The 19,234-nt window shown below is 58.6% G+C and carries 19 protein-coding genes; 7 read left to right on the forward strand and 12 right to left on the reverse strand.

All coding sequences use genetic code 11. The features are described 5' to 3' along the window. Positions 1-41: 41 nt before the first annotated feature. Positions 42-674: a GNAT family N-acetyltransferase gene (locus QFX05_RS05110; protein WP_279741494.1), complete on the reverse strand. Its 633-nt coding sequence runs from the start codon at positions 672-674 to the stop codon at positions 42-44. 250 nt (positions 675-924) lie between these two features. Between QFX05_RS05110 and QFX05_RS05115 the strand changes: the two genes are divergently transcribed. The 3 genes from QFX05_RS05115 to QFX05_RS05125 all read left to right on the forward strand — a co-directional run bounded on the left by QFX05_RS05115 (position 925) and on the right by QFX05_RS05125 (position 3,123). After that, positions 925-1,506, forward strand: coding sequence for a peroxiredoxin (locus tag QFX05_RS05115; RefSeq protein WP_279741496.1), 582 nt, complete (start codon positions 925-927; stop codon positions 1,504-1,506). A 3-nt stretch (positions 1,507-1,509) separates the two neighbouring features. Continuing rightward, on the forward strand, positions 1,510-2,040 hold the full coding sequence (locus tag QFX05_RS05120) for a carboxymuconolactone decarboxylase family protein (protein WP_279741498.1): 531 nt from the start codon (positions 1,510-1,512) through the stop codon (positions 2,038-2,040). Between the two features lie 288 nt (positions 2,041-2,328). Next, entirely contained in the window at positions 2,329-3,123 is a 795-nt protein-coding gene (locus QFX05_RS05125) for a trimeric intracellular cation channel family protein (RefSeq protein WP_279741499.1), read from the forward strand. Between the two features lie 100 nt (positions 3,124-3,223). Here QFX05_RS05125 and QFX05_RS05130 read toward each other — a convergent pair whose 3' ends face one another. From QFX05_RS05130 to QFX05_RS05150, 5 genes are all read right to left on the reverse strand, one after another. Further along, a complete protein-coding gene (locus tag QFX05_RS05130; RefSeq protein ID WP_279741500.1) occupies positions 3,224-3,973 on the reverse strand; it encodes an amino acid ABC transporter ATP-binding protein in 750 nt (249 codons plus the stop codon). Beyond that, entirely contained in the window at positions 3,966-4,640 is a 675-nt protein-coding gene (locus tag QFX05_RS05135; protein WP_012904266.1) for an amino acid ABC transporter permease, read from the reverse strand. The genes QFX05_RS05130 and QFX05_RS05135 overlap by 8 nt, the downstream gene beginning before the upstream one ends. A gap of 22 nt (positions 4,641-4,662) precedes the next feature. Beyond that, on the reverse strand, positions 4,663-5,481 hold the full coding sequence (locus QFX05_RS05140) for a transporter substrate-binding domain-containing protein (protein WP_279741504.1): 819 nt from the start codon (positions 5,479-5,481) through the stop codon (positions 4,663-4,665). A 482-nt stretch (positions 5,482-5,963) separates the two neighbouring features. Further along, complete coding sequence (locus QFX05_RS05145; protein WP_279741505.1) at positions 5,964-6,470, reverse strand: CoA-binding protein; 507 nt, start codon at positions 6,468-6,470, stop codon at positions 5,964-5,966. Next, complete coding sequence (locus QFX05_RS05150; protein WP_279741506.1) at positions 6,470-7,912, reverse strand: O-acetylhomoserine aminocarboxypropyltransferase/cysteine synthase family protein; 1,443 nt, start codon at positions 7,910-7,912, stop codon at positions 6,470-6,472. Before QFX05_RS05150 ends, QFX05_RS05145 begins: the two co-directional genes overlap by 1 nt. 385 nt (positions 7,913-8,297) lie before the next feature. Here QFX05_RS05150 and QFX05_RS05155 point away from each other — a divergent pair, with 385 nt between their 5' ends. After that, positions 8,298-9,899: an ATP-binding protein gene (locus tag QFX05_RS05155; protein WP_279741508.1), complete on the forward strand. Its 1,602-nt coding sequence runs from the start codon at positions 8,298-8,300 to the stop codon at positions 9,897-9,899. Between the two features lie 137 nt (positions 9,900-10,036). Here QFX05_RS05155 and QFX05_RS05160 read toward each other — a convergent pair whose 3' ends face one another. Then, the gene (locus tag QFX05_RS05160) at positions 10,037-10,936 is read right to left on the reverse strand and encodes a YwqG family protein (protein WP_279741510.1); all 900 of its coding nucleotides are present in this window, start codon (positions 10,934-10,936) and stop codon (positions 10,037-10,039) included. Positions 10,937-11,327: 391 nt separating this feature from the next. Here QFX05_RS05160 and QFX05_RS05165 point away from each other — a divergent pair, with 391 nt between their 5' ends. Next, positions 11,328-12,011 (forward strand): integrase, encoded by a 684-nt coding sequence (locus tag QFX05_RS05165; protein ID WP_279741512.1) that lies wholly within the window; start codon positions 11,328-11,330, stop codon positions 12,009-12,011. 37 nt (positions 12,012-12,048) lie between these two features. Here QFX05_RS05165 and QFX05_RS05170 read toward each other — a convergent pair whose 3' ends face one another. From QFX05_RS05170 to QFX05_RS05180, 3 genes are all read right to left on the reverse strand, one after another. Continuing rightward, positions 12,049-13,086: a magnesium and cobalt transport protein CorA gene (locus tag QFX05_RS05170; RefSeq protein ID WP_279741514.1), complete on the reverse strand. Its 1,038-nt coding sequence runs from the start codon at positions 13,084-13,086 to the stop codon at positions 12,049-12,051. A 169-nt stretch (positions 13,087-13,255) separates the two neighbouring features. Further along, a complete protein-coding gene (locus QFX05_RS05175; protein WP_279741516.1) occupies positions 13,256-14,548 on the reverse strand; it encodes an adenylosuccinate synthase in 1,293 nt (430 codons plus the stop codon). 235 nt (positions 14,549-14,783) lie between these two features. Then, positions 14,784-15,245, reverse strand: a complete 462-nt coding sequence (locus QFX05_RS05180) for a DUF4870 domain-containing protein (protein ID WP_279741518.1) — start codon at positions 15,243-15,245, stop codon at positions 14,784-14,786. A gap of 541 nt (positions 15,246-15,786) precedes the next feature. On the opposite strand from QFX05_RS05180, the gene QFX05_RS05185 reads away from it, so the two are divergent. Then, positions 15,787-15,903, forward strand: a complete 117-nt coding sequence (locus tag QFX05_RS05185) for a hypothetical protein (protein ID WP_279741520.1) — start codon at positions 15,787-15,789, stop codon at positions 15,901-15,903. 130 nt (positions 15,904-16,033) lie between these two features. Here QFX05_RS05185 and QFX05_RS05190 read toward each other — a convergent pair whose 3' ends face one another. Further along, positions 16,034-16,405 (reverse strand): recombinase, encoded by a 372-nt coding sequence (locus QFX05_RS05190; RefSeq protein WP_279741522.1) that lies wholly within the window; start codon positions 16,403-16,405, stop codon positions 16,034-16,036. Between the two features lie 230 nt (positions 16,406-16,635). Here QFX05_RS05190 and nadE point away from each other — a divergent pair, with 230 nt between their 5' ends. After that, positions 16,636-17,469 (forward strand): ammonia-dependent NAD(+) synthetase, encoded by an 834-nt coding sequence (nadE, locus tag QFX05_RS05195; protein WP_279741524.1) that lies wholly within the window; start codon positions 16,636-16,638, stop codon positions 17,467-17,469. Positions 17,470-17,587: 118 nt separating this feature from the next. Here the strand turns inward: nadE and QFX05_RS05200 are convergent, their stop codons facing one another. Continuing rightward, positions 17,588-19,105, reverse strand: coding sequence for an MATE family efflux transporter (locus QFX05_RS05200; RefSeq protein ID WP_279741527.1), 1,518 nt, complete (start codon positions 19,103-19,105; stop codon positions 17,588-17,590). Positions 19,106-19,234 lie beyond the last annotated feature (129 nt).

The raw sequence follows: 19,234 nt of genomic DNA on the forward strand, positions 1-19,234 counted from the left end.
GTTCCCACTCAACCTCGTGCACGTTACATCCAGAGCGCAGTTTAGTTAGCCCAGAGCGCCACAAATTGTGCGCGGTTCATATCAGCTCGGCGTACCCGATGCTGCACCGGGTGACCGTTCTCGTCGGGGCGACCGGAGTTCGGGTCAATATCGTCATAGATGCCGGTGAAACCCACCTTAACCGCCACTCGTTCAGAGGCCTCGTTACCCGCCAGGGCGGTCCAGCGGACGGTATCAAGACCCAACCCGAGCGGGTCGAAAGCGTAGCCGAGTACGGCTCGCAGAGCCTCGGTCATATAACCCTTTCCGCGCGCCTTCGGGGCGGCGTAATAACCCAGTTCGGCGCGAGTTCCGGGGCCTTCGGGGGTTCCGTCAACCAGACGCAATTCAATGGTCCCGGCAAACACGCCGGAGGCGTCAATCGCCCAACGCTGAATCTGTCCGACGGCAATCTGGCGGGCAGTGGTGAGCAGGTAGTCCTCGGCGTCGGCGTGCGTGTAGTTCAAGGGAATGCGGGTGTAGCGGAGGATTTCTTCATCGCGGCAGGATTCCACGATGTCGGGGATATCCGCCTCGCGCAGGTGGCGCAGGGTGAGGCGTTCGGTAATGAGTTCGGGTTGGCCAGGCTCTACATATTCGCTGTCTTCTAAGAAGTCACTGTGTTCAGGGGTCATGATTCGAGCTTAACCCCTGGGGTTTGTAAGTGGGATTTGCGCCTGGCAATTTGCACGGGTAGAAACTTTTCGAATACCCCAGAATATTCAGTGATGCATATCATAGTTAAACCTTCGGGTTTTATTCCAAGGCCACTTGATTATTATGAATTATTCATAATAAAATAGTTATCAGGCCCGTTCACTGGGCACTATTAGAACAAGCGCCACGCACTCTCGTCGCGCGACACAAATCAGAAAGAAGAACACTATGGCAGTTCTGACCATCGGCGACCAGTTCCCCGAATACGAGCTCACCGGCGTTGTCCCGGGTAAGCTCGCTGACATCGAAGCAAACGCCCCCGAAGACTACTTCACCACCGTATCCTCCGAGGGTCTGGACGAAGACACCTGGCGCGTCGTCTTCTTCTGGCCGAAGGACTTCACCTTCGTTTGCCCCACCGAGATTGCTGCATTCGGCAAGCTTGCTGACGAGTTCGAGGCACGTGACACCCAGGTGATCGGCGTTTCCGTTGATAACGAGTACACCCACTACGCATGGCGCCGCTCTCACGAAGAGCTCGTGGACCTGCCCATCGTCATGGCATCCGACCTCAAGCGTGAGCTGGTTAGCGCGCTGGGCATCCTGAACAAGGACGGCGTTGCAGACCGCGCAACCTTCATCATCGATCCCCACAACACCATCCAGTCGGTCTCCATTACCGCTGACTCTGTCGGCCGTAACACCGACGAGGTGCTCCGTCAGCTGGACGCACTGCAGTCCGACGAGCTGTGCGCATGCAACTGGAAGAAGGGTGCAGAGACCATCGACGCATTCAAGGAGATGAAGTAATCCATGAGCATCGATAACCTGCGTTCGGCTCTGCCTTCCTACGCGAAGGACATGAACCTCAACCTGTCCTCTCTGCCCCGCATTACCTCCCTGTCCGAGCAGCAGCTCTGGGGTGCAATCCTCGCAACCGCAGCAGCAACCAAGGTTGACTCTGTTGTTGTTGAGATTGCTGCAGAGGCTAAGGAGCACCTGAGCGACACCGCTTACGAGGCTGCTCTGGGCGCTGCAACCATCATGGGCATGAACAACATCTTCTACCGCACCCGTGGCTTCCTGAACGGTGCATACGATGACCAGCGCGCAAACCTGCGCATGCAGATCATCGGCAAGAACGGTGGCATTGAGAAGCTCGACTTCGAGATGTTCGCACTGGCAGTGTCCGCAGTCAACGGCTGCTCCCACTGCGTTGAAGCTCACGAGCACACCCTGCGCGAAGAGGGCGCAACCAAGGAACAGGTCAACGACCTGATCCGTATTGCTGCAACCCTCGGTGGCGTGGCACAGGGCATTCAGCTGGCTGAGGCACTGGGCTAAACCCACTAAGCGTTAGAGCTTACACAGAAGCGGCGCATCCACCCATCACGGGTCGGATGCGCCGCTTCCGCTATGCCCTCAAGCCCCGGCCTTCAAACAGCCTTGATACAAGCGCCTCTTAACTAGGAGCAGAGGCGGGGGCGGGTCTACAATAAATCGGTGCCATTTCAGGTACGCGCACAGGCAGACAGAGCCGGATGCGGTGATAACGTCGTCACCCGACCCGCCCACCGTGCGCGCCTTACCCGCACCCCACAGCACACGTATCACGTACGCAGGAGAACGCCCATGCACGAGCTCTTTGACCCGGACCAGGTATTCCGCATCGTCGACATTGCCGCCGTTGTCGCCAACGGCCTGCTCGGCGGTGCTGTGGCGCGCGCCTTCCGATTCGACATTGTGGGCTTCCTGCTGCTCGCAGTCGCCTGCGGTATGGGCGGCGGTATGATCCGTGACATCCTACTCAACTCTGGTCTGCCGGTGGCACTCACCGACGGCGGCTACTGGGTAGGCGCTATCGGCTCCTCAATTCTGGCGTACAGCATCGATTTGAGTGCCCGCTGGGCAACCCGAACCATGCTCGTCATCGACTTCATCGGTATGGGTGCGTGGGCGGCAACTGGCACCATTAAGTCCCTGAACCTGGGTCTGCACTGGCTGCCCGCTATTGCACTGGGTGTGACCACCGCGGTCGGCGGCGGCGTTATCCGTGACATTATGGTCAACCGCATTCCGGCAATTTTTGGTGGCAACTCCCTGTATGCGACGGTCGCGTTTGTGGGGGCCGCCGAGACCGCCCTCGTGACTGGCCTATTCCACCGCCCGAACCTGGCGATGGGTCTGTCCATTCTGCTGTGTTTGGTGCTGGGTGTACTCGCCCACGCGAAGAATTGGCAACTGCCTACCACTCCGGCTGAGCTACGTGTGCCTCGCCCGCGTCTCTTCACTTTCGGTAAGCAGGAGGACCGCACCACCGTTGCTAATGAGGGCTGGGCGCCCGGTGCTCCACTCACTGAGCAGCTTGAGGTGATTAATGCTGAGCAGTTGGAGGAGTATCGTCGCTCTAAGGGACTTTCAGAGTAAAAACCAATATATGCTGTATATAGAATATGGGCTGGTTTCTGCTGATCAGATAATCATCTGATGAGCAGAAATCAGCCCACATTTACTATATGCAGTACAACTAAATCGTGTACTCAGTGCTGTCATACACGGTCAAGAACTTACAGATACGCTCATCATCCGAAGCAAAGAAACCGGTCGGCTCACCGTTATAGCGTAGGGTACCGTTCTCCAGGAACACGATACGGTCCGCGACCTTCTTCGCAAACGCCATATTGTGCGTCACGATAACCAGGGAGCGACCCTCCTTCGCCAGCTGCATGAGCACGCGAATGACCTCCGCCTCCAGCTCGGGATCCAACGCACTCGTCGGCTCATCAAATAGCAGGTAGGAGGGTTCCAGTGCCAGGGCGCGGGCAATCGCCACACGCTGCTGCTGGCCACCAGAGAGGGCGTCCGGGTAGGAATCCACCTTGTCGGCAAGACCCACCTTCGCCAGCAGCTCGCGGGCACGCTCCTGAGCCTCCTGAGCACTCAGGGTGCCGTTGAGGGTCGGGGCGAGCGCCACGTTCTTCAACGCCGTGTAGTTCGGGAACAGGTTGAACTGCTGGAACACCATCGCAGAACGGGAACGAATATCACGCACCTGCACGTCGGTGAGCTTCTGGCTGTAGTCCACCTGCGCACCGTCAATGATGAGCGTGCCAGACTGCGGGGTTTCCAGCAGGTTCAGGCAACGCAGCAGAGTCGACTTACCGCTACCGGAGGGGCCCAGAATAACCGTGGTTTCACCGTCGGGGATATCCAGGCTAATGTTCTTGAGAACCTGCGTCTCACCAAAGCTCTTCGATAGGGATTCAACGCTAAGCATTGTTGCTCCTCACGTAACGGTTGCTGTACTTCTCCAGCGCCGACTGCGCGGCGGTCAGCAGAGTGAAAATCACCAGGTAAATGATGGCGACCTCGGAGTACATTGCCAGCGGCTCGAAGGTACGCGACGCGATCTGCTTACCGGTCTGGAACAGGTCAACCATCGAAATGACCGACACCAGCGAGGTGCCCTTAATCAGGTCAATGAAGTTGTTGCCCAGGTTCGGCAGAGCGATACGCACCGCCTGCGGAATGACCACGTGGCGCAGGGTCTGCATGCGGGTGAAGTTCAGGGTTGCCGCCGCCTCGAACTGGCCACGCGGAATAGCCGCCACCGCGGAACGGAAGGTCTCCGCCACGTACGCACCGGTATGTAGGCTCATCGTGATGATTGCGGCACTCCACACATCCAGGGCGATCCCGACCTTCGGCAGACCATAAAAGACAATGAACAGCTGCACCAGCAGCGGGGTACCGCGGAAAACCCAAATGTACACCCACGCCAGCCAGTTCACCGGTGCGAAGCGGCTCGTGCGCGCGCCCGCAGACACAATGCCCACCAGCAGCGCCACAGCGAAAGAAATCAGCGACAGCGGAATGGTCACTGCCAGGGTCGAACCCAGCAGCTGAGGCAGGGACTCAGCCCAAAGATTCAGGTAGCGTTCCATAAACGGAACTCAGCTCCTTTAATTAGTTCTTCGGGGAGAGGTCTTCGCCCACGTACTTCTCGTAAATCGCCTTGATGTCACCGTTCTGCAGGTGATTCTTCAGCGAATCGTCGATAGCGTTACGCAGGGCATCCTGACCCTTAGGCAACAGGATGGAGGAGTTGCTGCCGGTGCCCAGGTCACCGGAGAGCAGGCGCAGGTTAGCGTCCGGGTGCTCTTTGAAGTACTCAGCGAAGGACACGGAGTCGTTCGCGGTCATCTCTGCACGGCCCGAGAGGACCTGCTCGATAGCCTCATCAAAACCGGAAACAACCACGATTGAGGCGCCCTTCGCCTCCACCATCTTGCGGAAGTTCGAGGTCTCAGACTGCGCCGAGGAGTGACCGGAAATCTCGCTCACGTTCAGCAGGGAAGAATCTTTCTTCACCGCGACCTTCGGTTCGGAGTACAGGTAGGGTACGGAGAAGTCATACTTCTGCTTACGCTCATCGGTTGCAGAAACGTTGTTGATGACGATGTCGTAGCGGTCAGCGTCCACGCCGGCGATCAGGGAATCCCAGGGGGTTTCGGTGAACTCTGCGGTGACGCCCAGGTCCTTAGCGACCAGGTCGATGATTTCCTTCTCGAAACCGACCAGGGTGCCGTTCGAGTCGTGGAAGGAGAAGGGGCGGTAGGTACCCTCCAGGCCCACACGGATCTTTCCGGCAGACTTGATAGCCTCCAGCTTGTTGGTACTGGATGCGGTGCTGCTGCCATTGGAGCCGCACGCTGCGAGCAGTGCAGCTAGGCCTGTGAATGCGGAGCCTGCGAGGACGGTGCGGCGGTTAATCATTGCGGACATGTTGTTCTTCTTTCGTGTGGTGGTTGATGCTCTTGTAGTTGCGGGTTGTCGCCCTGCGGTAACCCGGGGGCATCATGCGGCGTGCCCCTCTCTGCGGGTGCAACGCTGGCTATCGTACAGCTATTCCCGGTGGGAAAGAATTCAACGTAACATTCCGTCACAATCTGTGAGAGAGGAAAACCCGGCGGTCGGTACGCGTGTGTGCTGCGTGCCGGCCGCCGGGCTCCACACTAGGATACCGGTTCAGCACCCCAGAACATAGAGGTAAGGTTTACCTCAAAGCTGAACTGCTCTCCACAAGGGGCGATGCTACGCCCTCAATCTCACCCACAACACACCGGATGCTCCACCGGGCACTACACCGGGCACAGATAAGGGGCGCGCCCGGGAATCACCCCGGGTACGCCCCTTATCGTTCAAGCACTGACAAGCACCTAATTTTTGTAATTACAAGCTACAGCGGCTTATACAGCACAGGCTGCTTACTTCGACAGCACCTGACGCTTCGAAGAAATCACGCCCGTGTTAAAACCAGCCAGGTGCAGACCACCGTGGAAACGCGCATGCTCAATCTTCACGCACTTATCCATCACCACGTTCAGGCCGGCAGCCTCACCAATCGCGGCAGCCTCCTCGCTCCAGGAGCCCAGCTGCATCCACACGGTCTTCACACCCAGATCCACAGCCTCCTGAACCACACCCGGCAGGTCCTCATTACGGCGGAAAATCTCCACCAAATCCGGGACCTCCGGCAAGTCCTGCAGCGACGGGTACACAGGCTGACCCAGAACCAGCTTGCCCTTTGCCGCCAGAATCGGGTTCACAAAGTACAGCTTGTACGGTGACGCCGACTGCAGGTACGTCGCCACAAAGTACGAAGCACGCGAAATCTTATCGCTCATACCCACAATCGCAATCGTGCGGGTATTACGCAGAATGTTCAGACGCTCAGGGGCGGAAGGACCCACCCAGGTACGCTTCTCAGTCATTACTTTTCCTCCTGAGTGGTAGTAGGCAGGGAGCAGGACGCGCCAGCAGCGTCCTCGGCGGCCTTAGCAGCGGCAACCGCTTCCTCAGCCACCACAATCTTGTCTGCGCTGGATTCTCCAACACGCTCACCGGCGTGGTTCAGACCGGTTGCGTAGGTTAGCGCCTGGTCCAGGTCCCAAATGATGTCTTCAACGTCTTCCAGACCCACCGAGATACGGATCAGGTCCTCACCGACGCCAGCAGCTTCAAGCTGCTCACGCGACAGCTGCTGGTGCGTGGTCGAACCCGGGTGCAGCACCAACGTACGGGAGTCACCAATATTCGCCAGATGGCTTGCCAGCTGCAGGGCGCCGATGAACTCGCCACCGACCAGGCGGCCGGATGCCTTCTCGGTGCCCTTGACACCGAAGGAGAACACGGAACCGACACCCAGCGGTAGCAGCTTCTTGCCGCGCTCATAGTGCGGGTGGTCTTCCAGACCAGCGTAGTTCACGTAGGCGATACGCTGATCCTCAACCAGCCAGGCGACAACCTGCTTAGCGTTCGCCAGGTGCGCATCCATGCGCTGCGGCAGGGTCTCAACACCCTGCAGTAGGTTGAACGCGGCCTGCGGGCTCAGCGACGGACCGAAGTCACGCAGCTGCTCAGAACGCAGCTTAGTGAGGAAACCGTACTCACCGAAGTTACCCCACCAGGACACACCATTGTAGGAAGGAACCGGCTCGGTCATGGACGGGAAATTGCCGTTACCCCAGTTGAAGCGACCGGACTCGACGACGATACCGCCGAGGGTGGTTCCGTGACCGCCCAGGAACTTGGTGACCGAGTGGATGACGATGTCCGCGCCGTGCTCGATGGGGCGAATCAGGTAGGGGGTGGACAGGGTTGCGTCCACGACCAGGGGGATGCCTGCCTCGTGTGCGACCTCTGCGAGGCCTTCCAGGTCGGCAACCTCACCGGAGGGGTTCGCCACGATTTCGGTGTAGATTGCCTTGGTGTTCTCGGTCAGTGCCGCCTTGTAGTCGGCGGGGTCGGTTCCGGGAACGAAGGTGGTCTCAATGCCGAAGCGGCGCAGGGACACGTCCAGTTGGGTGACGGTGCCGCCGTAGAGCTGCGAAGAAGCAACAATGTGGTCGCCCTGCTGGCACAGCGCCGCGAAGGTGATGAACTCGGCAGCCATACCGGAGGCGGTTGCTACCGCACCGATACCGCCTTCGAGGGAGGCGATGCGCTCCTCCAGCGCGGCGACAGTGGGGTTGGATAGGCGCGAGTAGATGTTGCCGTACTTCTGCAGGGAGAAGAGGTTCGCAGCGTCGTCAGCGTCTTTGAAGACGAAGGAGGTGGTCTGGTAGATAGGGACCGCGCGGGCACCGTGCTCAGCGTCGGGGGTGCCGCCCGCGTGTAGTGCGCGGGTGCGGAAGCCGAAAGTGTGTTCAGCCATTGGTTTGCTCCTGGTGTATCTGCTGTATCTGCCCGCCTGTGTGCGGGGAGTCGATAGTGGCTCGACTTTATACTGTGCCACCGGCGGCGGGGTGCACCAAGTGCGGGTACCTATATGTCGTTTATTGCGGATTATGACGGGGCATCATATCAGCCGTCATAACAACTTCTGTTATGACGGCTGATATGATGCGCGGTCAATGAGACCGATAAAAATACCCAGTTTTAGCCTGCTTTTCCGGGATTTTCAAGATTCTAAGAGTGATGAAGATACCGCATCATATCAACATCATCGCAGGATCATAACAACATCATGACAAGTCTTGTTATGATGCTGTTATGACGTTGCTATGACGTTCACCAAGAAGTAGCCATCGGGAGCATACATGGAAACAAACACCGCCGAACTCATCGAAAACCTACGCCGTAGCCAGGCTGAAAACGGACAGGTAGAAGTCAAAGCTGCAGCTGGCGGGTTCCTCAAGTCTGTTCTTGAAACCGTTAGCGCCTTCGCTAATGGAGACGGTGGCACCATTCTTCTCGGCCTCACCGACCCGGCAGAAGGTCTACAGCCGGTTGAAGGTTTCAACGCACAGGCAGTCCATGATGCATCTGTTGAGGCAATCCGTTCCAAGATTACGCCTCGACCTCCGGCAGATATTCACATTGAGCCAGTAGAGGGCCAGCGCCGTATCGTGCGCATCGATGTACTCCCCGGCGACCCGACGCAGAAGCCCTACTACATCGAAGCACACGGCATGTATAACGGCTCCTACCAGCGTGTTGGAGAGGCCGATATTCGCCTGACTAAGTACGAGATTGACCGCCTCCTAGAGAACCGCAGTCAGCCCCGCTATGACGAGGAGCTGATTAGTGAGGCAAGCTTCAAAGACTTCTCCCCCACCCTTGTGAGTGCCTATGTCGCTCGCCTGCGCGAGGAGCAGCCTCGTGTTTTTGCGGCGCTTTCTGACCGTGAGGTTCTTCTGCAGGCACGCATTCTACGCATCGATTCTCAGGGCCGAGAAGTGCCCACTCTTGGAGCGCTTCTCGCTATGGGTTCATACCCGCAGGCGTTCTTCCCACAGCTGATGATGAGCGTTGTTGTTCTTCCTGGTGAAGAGCTTGGTGAGGTCACCGAGGACGGTCGACGTTTCCTGGACAATCACAGCTGTACCGGCCCTATCCCCTCCATGTTGGATGAAGCTATGGGCGTTCTGGTTCGCAATATGCGCAAAACATCCACGATGGAGGGCCTCAACAGCAGCGGTATCGGGCGGGTTGAGCGCTACGAGTATCCGCTGGAGGCTATCCGCGAGCTCCTGGTCAACGCCCTCATGCACCGCGACTACTCCCCTGGTGCGCGCGGCTCGCAGGTGCAGGTTGAGCTCTACACCAACCGCCTGGTGGTGCGTAGCCCGGGTGGTATTTACGGTGCTGTAACTATCCGAGATTTCGGTCAGCCCGGTGTTTCTTCAACCCGCAATAGCTACTTGGCAAGCATTCTGACTGATCTGCCCGACCCGGGTACGGGGCGTTTGATTGCAGAGAATAGGGCTTCCGGTATTCCCACGGTTCTGCGAGCGCTGAAGGATGCGGGTCTGCCCGCTCCCCAGTTTGCTGACCGTCTACTCTATGTGCAGGTCACTCTGATGCAGCCTCCGCAGGGTGTGTCTTCTACGGAGCAGAAGACCGCGCCTGAGGATAAGATTCAGCAAGTAACCCCTTCCGAAAACAAACATTCAGCCGACACCGTCGAACTGGCGGGGGCCTATGCGTCGCTTGACGGCCTCAGTGAACGCCAGGCCGGCATTGTGCGCGGTCTGCGTGCACAGGGCGAGGCGGTTTCCGCGGCATTTATCCAGGAGCATTGGGGGCGGGGCGCTTCACGTACTTCCATTACGAATGACCTGCGCGGTCTTGTGGATGCGAAGCTGATTGTCCCGACGGCTCCGCCGCGTAGTAAGAACCGTAAATATCGCGCTGCTTAGACGTGCCCGATAAAAGGTACATAAAGGGGAGGGAAATAGAGCGGATATTCTCTATTTCCCTCCCCTGGTGCGTAGCTAGCCGAGTCAGTAACTAACCGAGGCGGCGTTGAAGGCAACCCCGGCTTAGCGGCAGGGCTTTAGCCGCAAGCCCACTCAAAGACGACCTGCGAGAAATCGCGGGCGGCAAGCGCCTCCGGAGTAATCAGCCAGTTTGCCGCACCGGCATCACCCCACATCACGTACACGCCCTCCTCTGCGTCCTCACCCCACTCCGATTCGATGGTCAGCAGGTTCACAGTGTGGCCGCGCAGCTCCTCGAACTCATCGCGCGGATCCTCCTGCACGAATGAAGGGTAGCCGCCGATATGCGAGTAATCCCTCTCCTCCGATTCGAAGGGCTCCAGCAGGTTGTAGGAGGCGTCATCTCGTGCATTCGGTTCCTTAGGAAGCTTCTGGTCCGGGTACATTTCATCCCAGGCGTCAGCGAACTGGTCGTAGATTTCGAAGCCACCGTCCAGGAAGCCCTGTTCCCAGGTCTCGAAGGCAAGTGCGTACTCGGCAGTCTCCTCAGAAACACCCTTACCATCAGGTCCCAGAGGCCAGCCGCCCTCGTCCCAGTCAACGTTGGGGAAGAGAGCATCCGGGTTCGGCTCACCCAGAGTCTCGTAGTAGATAACGCGGTGGTTCTTCTGCGAGAGCGGCTTCTCGTAGTCGTAACCCCACAAGCATTCTTCGTCATTGGGATTAATCCAGAACTGCAGCAGACCGGTCGCCGGGTAGATATTGTTTTCGGGCAGGTCGGCGCAGTTAATCTGCGCAATCATGCCCAGCGGCTCCCCCTTCTCATTGGTCGGCGGCAACTCGCCGGCGGGCAGGTACGGGCGGCCATCAATTTTAGAAGCAGTCTGAGGCAGCGGCGCTTCGGGGCGGGTTACCTTCAGACGGATCGCCTGCTTGCGGGCGCCACGCTCGTTGAGTGCGTCGATGACGCGGCGTACCTGCGCCAGGGTCTCTTCTGAGGGCTTGTTCCTCGGCATGATGTGTTCGTTTCGTCGGTGAATTATTCGGTGTGGAAGGCGCGGGCAACGATACCGCTGCGCCTTTCTGCCCCCATTAGACCCTATTTCGGGCGGGCACGCACCGATTCCGGTCACGAGTGCATCCAGCGGGCAAAAAGCAGGTGCATGGCGTGCAGAAAGCGCCGATTCCGGCCGCATAGGAAAGCACCCGGTTTTCTGTGTTTTACGGGCGGTTTCAGAATTTTTCAGAATTTTCCCAGTTTTACCCCGGGGTAGATTAAAAACTGCTTATCGTGTCAGGGGTCGCTCATAGAGTGTAGGTGTTGGAAGGGACGATCCTTCCGACCGGACACGCCGTCTCCTGCGGTGTTGCCGCTAGGTTAATTCAGCATCTACGGAAGGAACGGTCATGGAAAACACCACTCACGAGAGCCAGTACGCAAACGCAGAGATTTCCTGCACCGCAGATGAGCAGCTGTGCCGTGATGCAGAGTTCAACCTGCTAATGCAGGCGGGCACCATCGTTCGTATGGAGCGTTTCAACGTGGAGGAGCTCCGCGGCGTTCTGAAGCAGCTGGTGGCTGACGGTTCGTGCTTCCGCACCGCGCCGGTGTCCTCGACTATGGACCGCGTGATGCGTCACCTGACTCAGGGCGCTTCCGGTTACGAGGCGAACCTGGCTGAGCTACGTGCGGCGGCGCAGAACGCTCTGCTGTTCGTGTTCCCCCTGGAGAAGGACCTGGAGATGTGCCTGCGCTTTGAGCGTGTGCAGGGTACCGGCCTGGCGTTGACTCGCCTGGGTGTGAGCCCGGTCAATGGTGACCTGTGGACTCAGCACTGGGCGATGCGCGTGCTGGAGTGCACTGGCGGTGTGTTCGCGGTGGAGTCCGCTCCGGGGGCCTGCGATTTTGAGCTGCACCACAAGGTGTTCTACGCGATGCTGTCGCTGGTTGAGCTGTCGACTTTGGGTCTGTCGGCTGAGCCGAAGGACTTCTACATGTTTGCCGATTCGGAGGCTGTGTGTAAGAAATTCAAGCGTGAGCGTCGTGATTGCCGCCGCGCAATGCGTGCCCAGTACGACCGCGCGGCATAAGGTATATCGTGTATGTCATATCCGGCATACACACATATCAGAGCCATTTATTCTTCTTGAAGAACCAATAGAGGAGCAGACAGGAACCCACCATGAGCAACAGCGCGGCGGGGTAGCCGAACTGCCATTTGAGTTCGGGCATGACCTCAAAGTTCATGCCGTAGATCGAGCCAACGATGGTGGGCACCATGAGCAGCGCCGCGTAGGCGGAGATTTTCTTAGTGTCATCGTTCTGCTGCTGACCGAGCAGGGTATCGTGCACGCGCAGAGCGTTTTCGAGAGAGCTACGAAGGTCTTCAAGGCGTTCTTTTATTTGTGTTACGTGGTCGAGCACGTTGCGGAATTGCCGGGCGAGCTCAACCGCTTCTTCATTCTTTTCTTCGTCGGATGCGCCCGGGTAGGGTGAGGGGTCGAGCGTACCGGTGCGCATGCCTTCGATGATACGGCCAATCATGGATTCGAGGGGTCGGCAGGCACGCTGGAAGTCGATAACCTGGTTGAGCAGTTCGTAGATGCGCTGGGCGAGGGGGTTGGCGTCTCGTCGCTCATTGGTGGAGAAGAGGATGTCTTCGATTTCGTCACTGTCGTTTTCGAGGCCGTCCAGCACGGGTGCATACCCGTCGACGGTGCTGTCGAGGATACGGTGCAGCAGTCGGGCGGGGGATGCGTCGGGGGTGGCGTAGAACAGGTTGAACTGGTCGTTGATGCGCTGGTTGTTGCGTTGTTCGTCGCGGACGAGTGCGAGGGTGTAGCGAGGGCCGGTGAAGAGGTGCAGTTCGCTGAGGCGCACTTCTTCTTCTTTGTCGAGGTAGATAGCGGGGCGGATGACGGTGAAGAGGGAGTCGCCGTATCGTTCTAGTTTGGCGCGCTGGTGGCCTCGTCCGGCATCTTCGATGGCGAGTTCGTGCAGATTGAAGGTTTCTTGCAGGCCGTACAGTTCGTAGATGTCGGGGTTGGCGTATCCGAGGGCGACAGCGGTGTTAGGCTGCTGGTAGGCGTTGAGGGTTTCTTCTTCGGGTGCGCCTATGCGGATACGGTCTCCGCTGGGGTAGATGGCTCCGGTAATGTAGGTCATCGTTGTCCTCCTCTGAACGCTTTTGCACCACGTGTGCGAGGCGCTCTTTCCAGCATACGGCACACGCCCCACCCGGTCACATGTACCGCGCGTGCACCCAGCATACGAAAAGCCCCCGGAAGGCACCTATAAGGTACCCTCCGGGGGTTCACGTATTTAGCTTATTAGATTAGTTTTCGTTGATGAGGTCGCGAACCACAATGGTCTGGTCACGATCCGGGCCCACACCAATCGCAGAAATACGGCAGCCGGAAATCTCTTCCAGCTTCAGCACGTACTTACGGGCATTCTCGGGCAGCTCATCCAGGCTCTTCGCATCCGAAATGTTCTCGGTCCAGCCGTCGTAGTACTCGAAAATCGGCTTAGCGTGGTGGAAGTCAGTCTGAGTCATCGGCATCTCGTCGTGGCGCACACCGTCAACATCGTAAGCCACACAAACCGGGATCTTATCCAGGCCGGTCAGGACGTCCAGCTTGGTGATGAACAGGTCGGTGAAGCCGTTGATACGCACAGCCTGACGCGCCAGCACGGCATCGTACCAGCCGCAACGACGCGGGCGGCCAGTGTTCACACCGAACTCGCCGCCGGTGGTTCGCAGGAACTCGCCCATCTCATCGAACAGCTCGGTCGGGAAGGGACCAGCACCCACGCGGGTGGTGTACGCCTTCTGAATACCAATCACGCGGGAGATGCGGGTCGGGCCCACGCCCGAACCGACGCATGCACCGCCGGAGGTCGGGTTGGAGGAGGTCACGAACGGGTAGGTGCCGTGGTCAACGTCCAGGAAGGTTGCCTGGCCGCCCTCCATCAGCAGGGTCTTACCCTCGTCCAGTGCCTTGTTCAGCAGCTGGGTGGTGTCCACAATCATCGGCTTCAGACGCTCAGCGTATGACATGAAGTACTCGACGATTTCATCGACCTCAACGTGGCGGCGGTTGTAGACCTTCACCAGCAGTTCGTTCTTCTGGCGCAGTGCACCTTCAACCTTCTGGCGCAGAATCGACTCGTCCAGGATGTCCTGAACACGCACGCCGAGGCGGCCAACCTTATCCATGTAGGCGGGGCCGATACCGCGGCCAGTGGTGCCGATAGCACGCTTGCCGAGGAAACGCTCGGTCACCTTGTCCATGGTCTGGTGGTAGGGTGCGACCAGGTGTGCGTTAGCGGAAATCTTCAGGCGGGAAGTATCAGCACCACGAGCCTCAAGGCCGTCAATCTCAGCGAAAAGAGCTTCAGGGTTAACAACTACGCCGTTACCAATCACGGGGACGGCGTTATCGCTCAGGATACCCGCGGGCAGCAGCTTCAGCTCAAACTTCTGGCCGTTCACCACCACGGTGTGACCGGCGTTGTTACCGCCGTTGGGCTTGACCACGTAGTCTACGCGGGGTCCGAGCAGGTCGGTTGCCTTGCCCTTACCCTCATCGCCCCACTGGGCGCCCACAATCACGACAGCTGACATTTTTGTGCTCCTTGAAAGCCTTGAAGATACGCACCGGATTTCACGGCGCGGCGGCGACCTACCGCCTCATGATCCGGGTAGGCACAGCTCTTCTAATGATACCGTGCCCACCCCTTTAAGTCCCGTGTAACGAGTCGATAGGCGTGCCGAATACGGTGCCGGTGAGCTTCACCAAGCACGGCAACGCCCCCATCCAATATTCAGACGGGGGCGCTACCGATATGAGCCGTGAAGACTACTTGAGGATCTCGATGAAGGTCATCGGGTAGGTGTACTGCTCACCGCGGTTTGCAGCTAGAGCAGCCAGGCTGTGGAAGATAACCATCAGGATAGACACAACCAGCGGGACAACCCACAGGATGATGCCCAGGATGCCGAAGGTCACCACCATCAGCACCCAGGACGCCATGCTGATGAGCCACAGGGAGAAGTTGAAGTTGAACGCACGACGTGCCGATTCCTTAGTGAAACCGTAACCGGGCTTGTCCTTGTAGATGAACCACATCACCAGCGGTGCGAGAATACTTGCGGTTGCAAAAGACAGTAGCGACAGAATTGCAGAAGCCAGGTGTGTGAGCATCGCCATGTTCTGGTCATCCTTGGAGGAAACCACGTAACCGTTGGGCTGACCCGGCGCCTGCGAGTAGGAGGGTGCCTGCTGGGAGTACTGGTTGTACTGTTCAGGGTGCTGGGACATCGTTCTTTTCCTTAATCTATCGATGAGTGGATACAGCTAATCGTTGAGGCGCGGCAGCAGAATAACTCGCCGTTTTCGGCGGGTGCCCGCCTCGCTCTGCTTGGTCGCAACGCTCGTGATGGTTTCACCCTATCAAGGCAAGGTAAATGGAATATTAACCCTCGCCGGACAGCAGGCGAAGAAACCCGAATATGACAAGAAAAAGACGCCTCTGCCCCTCCACGCGGTGTTACGTGCGTGGAGGGGCAGGTCGTTATACGGTTCTGGGGCTACTCTGTTGTTTTGTGAATCCCTCGATGTCCGCGTAGCCATCCGGCCGGCGGTGTACACCAGGTAGTACCAGTACTCGGCATACCCCGTCTCCGCTGACGCAATCCCCGCACTCGGCGAATCCGGTGCATCCGCCAAGGCGCTGCTGCTACACCTACACAACGGCACCGGTGACCTCTCCGGCACCAACGGCGCTAAGGGCAACCGCACCGAGGTACTGAACATCAAGGATCAGCAGACCGAGTACATCACTCCGTCCCGCTTCACCGATGTGAAGAACACCGATCAGTGCTACACCAAAATCTCTTGGTTGGCTCAGCATCGCATCACCACCGGCTGCCTGGACGGCACCTACCGCCCGCTAGAGTCCGTGGAACGTGGCGGCTGACTTCGTTGAGCGCTATAAGAGCGTCTTTGAAAATCTAAGCCACTGATATTCCTTTGAAAAAGAAGTACCCCCGGCGAATGCTGTACGCATCTGCCGGGGGTACTTGCTTGCCCTGCCCGAGGCGGGCTAGTTAGTGGCGGCGGGCTTCTTTACGGTTGAGCTTCTCAATGGCGGCTTCCACCTTGGACTTGCGGTGACTCAGCTTCCAGAGGCTAAAAGACTGCGTCAAGGTACTCTTGCCTATCTCCACGAGGGAAGGCAGCCCCTGCCGGATGAGTGCCTCATTGATTTCTTCCTGGGTGGCGCCCTGCTCCTTCATCTGCTCGACGATGATGTTCGCCTCCGCTATTTTCCCGGAGGTGAGCGGGTGGTTTTCGAGGCTGGTTTCGATGTCTACGAGCTCATCGTAGAGTTCAGTTTTTGTTTTTGCCATGGTGCTGTCTTCACCGTCCTTGGTTGACGTGTTCTGTGGCGTAGCGGGGGTGGGGGCGTTTTCCCTCATCACCGGGTGTTTTGAACGGTATTTGAACCGTACACTCATCCTAGCAAACGAGGGGGGGTGGAACAAGGATTGCAACCTGTGAGTACGCTGCGTATTTGCGGAACTAGAGGAAGGCTAGAGCAGCACTGAACCCGCCGCGTACGCCGCGCTGAACGGACCGTGTGGAACACTACCTCGCCTCCCTCGGCGGTTCACCGCACGGGCCATAAGGTGGAGCGTACACTTAAGTCATGCGTGAATTACAGGCACAGATTATCCGTGAAATGGGCGTCAAGCCCAACATGACCGAAGAGCAGGCACGCGAAGAAGTGGAGCGCCGCATCCAGTTCATCTGCGACTACCTGGAAGCCACTGGAAGCCGCGGCCTGGTACTGGGCATCAGCGGCGGCATTGACTCCACCCTGGCGGGTCGCCTCTGCCAGCTGGCGGTGGACCGCCTCAATGAGCGTGGCCGCACCACCGAGTTCGTGGCAGTGCGTCTGCCCTACCGTGTGCAGCACGACGAAGAGGACGCGCAGGAGGCGCTGCGTTTCATCCAGCCCACCCGCTCCCTGACCTTCAACATTGCCGAAGCCGTGGATGGCTTCGACACCGCCTACGCTGCCGCGACCGGCGAGCAGATTAGCGATTTCAACAAGGGTAATGTGAAGGCGCGCGCCCGCATGATCGCCCAGTACGCGATTGCTGGCGGCCCCGGCTACCTGGTGGTCGGCACCGACCATGCGGCGGAATCCATTACGGGTTTCTTCACGAAGTTCGGTGACGGCGGCGCGGACCTGCTGCCGCTGGCTGGTCTGAATAAGCGTCAGAACCAGCTGTTGCTGCGTGTTTTGGGTGCGTCTGAGCGTCTGTGGGCTAAGCCTCCGACTGCTGACCTGCTGGACGGCGTGCCCGGCCGTACCGATGAGGATGAGCTGGGTCTGACTTACCCGCAGATTGACGACTACCTGGAAGGTAAGGAAATCGACGAGGCGGCAGCTGCAAAGCTGGAGCAGATTTACCTGCGTAGCCGCCATAAGCGCACTACTCCGGTGACGATTTTTGATTCTTGGTGGAAGAACTAGCGCGGAAGAATCTAGCGTCTTCCGGTTGAGCGCCTCAACCAGCGTAAGAACTAACGTAAAAGCCCCGGCTCCCTCGATGGGAGTCCGGGGCTTTTACTATGTTTTCGCAGGCTGAAGACTATGCCTTCCGCTCGGACTGTGCGCCAGAAACCTGGGCAGCCTGAGCATCAGATTCCTCAGAACCTTCAGCTTCTACCTCAGGCTCAGCGGGCGGTACCTTCGTGCCGCCCGTAGCGAGGAACAGTACCAGACCCAGCGCGCAGGCGAGCACCTGAGTGAAGGGGAACGCCCAGGTCAGGCCCTTAAAGCCGAACCACATATTGCCGAAGTACACGGCGGGGAAGAACAGCAACGCAATGCCGAGGGTCATCAGCATTGCCGGGCCGCCCTTACCGGATGCCTGGAACCAGGAGACAAACACGATGCTGACCGCGTTGAACACGGCGGCAAGCATCAGCGCGACCAAGACCTCTTCGCCGGTGGAGACCAGACGCTCATCACCAACCACGGCAAGCAGTTCGCGGCGGAAAATCAGCACCGGGATAGTGAGCACCACGGAAGTTGCCACAGACAGTATGGTTGCGGTGCGCAGCGCCTCCTTCACGCGGGCGCCGTTGCGGGCACCGTATGCGTAGGCGTACAGCGGAATACCGCCCATGCACAGGCCCATACAGAGCATTTCGGGCACCATGTTCAGGCGCATTGCTAGGCCGAATGCCGCCACAGTATCATCACCGTAGGAGGCAGCGAGGTTGTTCAGCAGCAGGGCGGAGAAGATCAGGTTCAGGCTCTGAATGAGCTCAGCGGCACCGACCGCGACCACGGGCTTAATGATGGCGGGGTCGAGGGAGAAGTCACGGATGTTCGCGGAGAAGTTCTCGCTCTTACGCATCAGGAACAGCAGGTAGTACAGCATGGACGCAACGTTCGCCAGGACCATCGCCCAGCCGGCACCGGCGATACCCATGTCCATGATGGCGATGAACAGCACGTCAAAGATGCAGGTGACGACGGTGCCGACGATGATGCCGTACATGGACTGCTTGGCGTAGCCTTCGGATCGGACCAGCTGTTCCAGGGTGAACATGCCGATGGCGAAGGGGGCGCCGAGGAACATGAGGTGCACGTAGATGCGGGTCGGTTCGTAGGAGCCGCCGGAAGCACCCATAATGCCGGTAATCGGGTCGGCAAGGATGAAGCCGATAATGGCGGCGATAACGCCTGCACCGAGTGCCGAGTAGAGCGCGAAGGAGGTGACACGGTGGATTTCGTGGGCGGGCTGGCCTTCGCCAAGCTTTCGGGAGGCGAGGGTGGAAGCGCCCAGACCGAACAGGCCCGCAATTGCCATGATGACGCCGAAGACGGGCACACCGTAGCCGGTGGCGGCGAGCTCTTCGACGCTGCCGTAGTGGCCGACGAAGTAGGAGTTCACCACGTTGTAGATGCTGGTGATGGCGAGGCCGAGTGCCATGGGCACGCCGAGAGAGAGTAGCGCCTTGAGGATAGGGGCGTCTTTGAGCAGGTAGATGTTCTGCGGATCTTCGCTTGCACCGTGCGGGCCATGTCCTGCGGTGGGTGCGGTGTTGTTGGATGCGCCGTTTTTGGGCGCGTTGTTTTCAGTCTGGTGGGACGTCATAGGTTCCTTGGTCTGTGCGGTCCGGTCACTTGTGTGCGTCAGATAGACGGCTGATGTCCGCGAGTGTGCGGGGCCGGGGTGCCCGAAATGTCTTACTCATTCCCTGGGCCGTTGAGGCTTCCGCGTGGG

This window comes from Rothia similimucilaginosa (assembly GCF_029850875.1).
In the GTDB taxonomy this organism is placed as follows: Bacteria; Actinomycetota; Actinomycetes; order Actinomycetales; family Micrococcaceae; genus Rothia.

Excerpts from the sequence above, each read along its gene's own strand:
- QFX05_RS05200 (WP_279741527.1), bottom strand. The coding sequence starts at position 19,105 with ATGACGTCCCACCAGACTGAAAACAACGCGCCCAAAAACGGCGCATCC.
- QFX05_RS05155 (WP_279741508.1), top strand. The coding sequence starts at position 8,298 with ATGGAAACAAACACCGCCGAACTCATCGAAAACCTACGCCGTAGCCAG.
- QFX05_RS05165 (WP_279741512.1), top strand. The coding sequence starts at position 11,328 with ATGGAAAACACCACTCACGAGAGCCAGTACGCAAACGCAGAGATTTCC.
- QFX05_RS05180 (WP_279741518.1), bottom strand. The coding sequence starts at position 15,245 with ATGTCCCAGCACCCTGAACAGTACAACCAGTACTCCCAGCAGGCACCC.
- QFX05_RS05175 (WP_279741516.1), bottom strand. The coding sequence starts at position 14,548 with ATGTCAGCTGTCGTGATTGTGGGCGCCCAGTGGGGCGATGAGGGTAAG.
- nadE (WP_279741524.1), top strand. The coding sequence starts at position 16,636 with ATGCGTGAATTACAGGCACAGATTATCCGTGAAATGGGCGTCAAGCCC.
- QFX05_RS05130 (WP_279741500.1), bottom strand. The coding sequence starts at position 3,973 with ATGCTTAGCGTTGAATCCCTATCGAAGAGCTTTGGTGAGACGCAGGTT.
- QFX05_RS05110 (WP_279741494.1), bottom strand. The coding sequence starts at position 674 with ATGACCCCTGAACACAGTGACTTCTTAGAAGACAGCGAATATGTAGAG.
- QFX05_RS05150 (WP_279741506.1), bottom strand. The coding sequence starts at position 7,912 with ATGGCTGAACACACTTTCGGCTTCCGCACCCGCGCACTACACGCGGGC.
- QFX05_RS05135 (WP_012904266.1), bottom strand. The coding sequence starts at position 4,640 with ATGGAACGCTACCTGAATCTTTGGGCTGAGTCCCTGCCTCAGCTGCTG.
- QFX05_RS05145 (WP_279741505.1), bottom strand. The coding sequence starts at position 6,470 with ATGACTGAGAAGCGTACCTGGGTGGGTCCTTCCGCCCCTGAGCGTCTG.
- QFX05_RS05160 (WP_279741510.1), bottom strand. The coding sequence starts at position 10,936 with ATGCCGAGGAACAAGCCCTCAGAAGAGACCCTGGCGCAGGTACGCCGC.
- QFX05_RS05170 (WP_279741514.1), bottom strand. The coding sequence starts at position 13,086 with ATGACCTACATTACCGGAGCCATCTACCCCAGCGGAGACCGTATCCGC.
- QFX05_RS05125 (WP_279741499.1), top strand. The coding sequence starts at position 2,329 with ATGCACGAGCTCTTTGACCCGGACCAGGTATTCCGCATCGTCGACATT.
- QFX05_RS05120 (WP_279741498.1), top strand. The coding sequence starts at position 1,510 with ATGAGCATCGATAACCTGCGTTCGGCTCTGCCTTCCTACGCGAAGGAC.
- QFX05_RS05190 (WP_279741522.1), bottom strand. The coding sequence starts at position 16,405 with ATGAGGGAAAACGCCCCCACCCCCGCTACGCCACAGAACACGTCAACC.
- QFX05_RS05115 (WP_279741496.1), top strand. The coding sequence starts at position 925 with ATGGCAGTTCTGACCATCGGCGACCAGTTCCCCGAATACGAGCTCACC.
- QFX05_RS05140 (WP_279741504.1), bottom strand. The coding sequence starts at position 5,481 with ATGTCCGCAATGATTAACCGCCGCACCGTCCTCGCAGGCTCCGCATTC.